This window comes from Aquicoccus sp. SU-CL01552 (assembly GCF_040365005.1).
In the GTDB taxonomy this organism is placed as follows: Bacteria; Pseudomonadota; Alphaproteobacteria; order Rhodobacterales; family Rhodobacteraceae; genus Antarcticimicrobium.
Genome location: NZ_BAABWV010000040.1, coordinates 1 through 2,575 on the forward strand (window position 1 = coordinate 1; position 2,575 = coordinate 2,575).

Annotated in this window: 3 protein-coding genes; all 3 read left to right on the forward strand. The window is 65.0% G+C overall.

Translation table 11 applies throughout. The annotated features are described in order from the left end of the window. Positions 1-172: 172 nt before the first annotated feature. From ABWV23_RS22220 to tnpC, 3 genes are read left to right on the forward strand one after another with little or no spacing between them, the layout of a single operon-like run. Positions 173-595 carry a transposase gene (locus ABWV23_RS22220; RefSeq protein WP_353351875.1) on the forward strand — a complete coding sequence of 141 codons (423 nt, stop codon included), beginning with the start codon at positions 173-175 and terminating at the stop codon, positions 593-595. Beyond that, the gene (tnpB, locus tag ABWV23_RS22225; protein WP_353351877.1) at positions 589-942 is read left to right on the forward strand and encodes an IS66 family insertion sequence element accessory protein TnpB; all 354 of its coding nucleotides are present in this window, start codon (positions 589-591) and stop codon (positions 940-942) included. The genes ABWV23_RS22220 and tnpB overlap by 7 nt, the downstream gene beginning before the upstream one ends. Before the next feature lie 54 nt (positions 943-996). Beyond that, positions 997-2,547, forward strand: coding sequence for an IS66 family transposase (gene tnpC / locus ABWV23_RS22230; protein WP_353351879.1), 1,551 nt, complete (start codon positions 997-999; stop codon positions 2,545-2,547). Positions 2,548-2,575: the final 28 nt, after the last annotated feature.

Sequence of the window (2,575 nt, forward strand, 5' to 3'; positions counted from 1 at the left end):
ACGATCAGACGCACCTCATGCCCGATCGCCGCCAACGTCCGCGCCCAATGATGGGCCGTCGCGCAGGCCTCCATGGCAACCACACACCCGGGATGCAACGTAAGCGCCGTCTCGACCCCACATTGGTGCTGATGGGTTCGGGTGCGAGGTGATCTCCATCTCATGATGGGGAGTGCGTTTCGCAATGTGCGCTACAAATTCGTTTCTCAAATCGCTGGGCGTCGAGATCTACGCGTCGGGTCACCGCCGTTGGCCGGATGAGGCAAAGGCCTTGGCCGTCTCGATGACCTTGGAGGCTGGTGCGACGGTGAATGCCGTGGCGGAGCGGTTTGGCATTCTGCCCAATCAACTCTCGGCCTGGCGTCGAGAGGCCAAGCAAGGCAAGCTCGTGCTGCCTGCGGCCGAAGTTGAGGAACCTGTCTTTGCGCCTCTCGTCGTCTGCGAGGTCGCCGAGGAGGAAGCGCATCCGGAGGTAGCATCGCAGGCGGCCCCGATCAGGATCATTCGGGGTTCTGTCGTGATCGAACTCGCGCATGACATCCCCGTCGCCCGAGTAGCGGATATCGTCCACGCGCTGGAGGCGCACCCATGCTGATGCCCTCGCAGGGCGTGCGGATCTTGGTGGCGACGAAGCCTGTCGACTTCCGGAAGGGCCATGATGGTCTCGCGGCTTTGGTTCAATCCGCGCTGGCCGAGGATCCATTCACCGGAACGGTCTTCGTCTTCCGCTCAAAGCGCGCCGACCGAATGAAGATCTTATTCTGGGACGGCAGCGGTTTGGTCATGGCCTACAAGCGGCTGGAAGAAAGCACGTTCACCTGGCCGGCGATCCGCGACGGGGCCATGACGCTGAACCGTGCGCAGTTCGAAGCCCTGTTTGCCGGGCTGGACTGGCGCCGTGTGCGATCGCTGGAGGTGCGCAGACCAGCTGTGGCAGAGTGACTCGCCCCAGGGAATGATAGGGCATCGGCGCATTTGGCGCGGTATAATCCGCGCATGTCTAACGCCCCGCCCATCGACCTGTCCGCGATCCCCGAGAGCCAGCGCTCCGCCGTTCTGGCGCTGCTGCAGGAGAATGGTGCGCTGAGGGACGCAAACCGGCGCCTCGAGCATCTTGTGGCCGAGTTGAACCATGTCGTGCATGGCAAACGGTCCGAGAAGCTGAGCGACGACGACCGGCAGCTGGCCTTCGAAGATCTGGAAACCGCCGTCGCGGAGGTCGAGACCCGCAAGGAGCAGGCCGCGCCATCCACCACGACGCCGCGCCGGAGACGGCAGCGCAATCTCGGCCATCTGCCCGCTGATCTGCCGCGCATCGAACGTGTCATCGAACCGGCGAGCCTCGATTGCCCCTGTGGGTGCGGTCGCATGCACCGGATCGGCGAGGATCGGACCGAACGTCTCGACATCGTACCAGCGCAGCTTCGGGTGCTGGTCGACATCCGGCCGAAGTATGCCTGCCGCGCTTGCTCCGACGGAGTCACCCAAGCGCCCGCCGCGCCGTGGCTGATCGAAGGCGGGATGCCGACAGAAGGTGCCATCGCCCACGTCCTGGTGTCCAAGTTCGCGGACCATCTGCCGTTTTACAGACAGAGCCAGATCCTTGCCCGCTCTGGCATCCAGATCGACCGCAGCACCCTGGCGGACTGGGCCGGGACAGCCGCGTTCCACCTCGGCCCGGTGGTCGACCGGCTGTCCGAGCACCTGAAGGGATCGGCCAAGCTCTTCATGGACGAGACGACGGCTCCTGTCCTCGACCCGGGCAGAGGCCGAACCAAGACCGGCTACCTATGGGCCCTGGCGCGCGATGACCGTGGATGGGGCGGAGAGGACCCGCCCGGCGTGGTGTTTACCTACCATCCCAGCCGCGCCGGCGCGCATGCCGAGCAAATCCTGCAGGGCTTCGACGGCATCCTGCAGTTGGATGGCTATTCCGGCTACGATCGGCTGACGCGCCCCTCCCGCAAAGGCGGCGCGCCGATCACGGTTGCCCACTGCTGGGCACACGCACGTCGCAAGCTCAAAGAGATATGCGACCGCGACGGCTCCGAGATCGCTGGCGAGGGGCTACGCCGGATCGCCGAGCTCTACCGCATCGAGGCCGAGATCCGCGGCATGGGCCCCGGTCAGCGCCTGTCTGCCCGCCAAGCCCGCAGCGCGCCCCTTGTCGCCGAGTTCGGCGACTGGCTGCAGGCCCAGCGTCTGCGTGTCTCAGCCAAGTCGCGCCTGGGCGAGAAGTTGGCCTATATCCACCGACAGTGGGGCGGCCTGCAGACGTTCCTGTATGACGGCCGCGTTGAGATCGACTCCAACGCCGTCGAGAACCTGATCCGCCCGATTGCCCTGACGAGAAAGAACGCACTCTTCGCCGGACACGACGAGGGCGGCCGCACTTGGGCCCGCATCGCCTCCCTGATCGCCACCGCGAAGATCAATAGCGTGGAGCCATTCGCGTATCTCAAGGCGACCCTTGAGGTGATCGCCGCCGGTCACCCAGACAGCAAGATTGACGATCTGCTTCCCTGGAACTTCAATCCGTCAAGCTGATCCCGCGTGGCGCGCAGACACCGCTTAC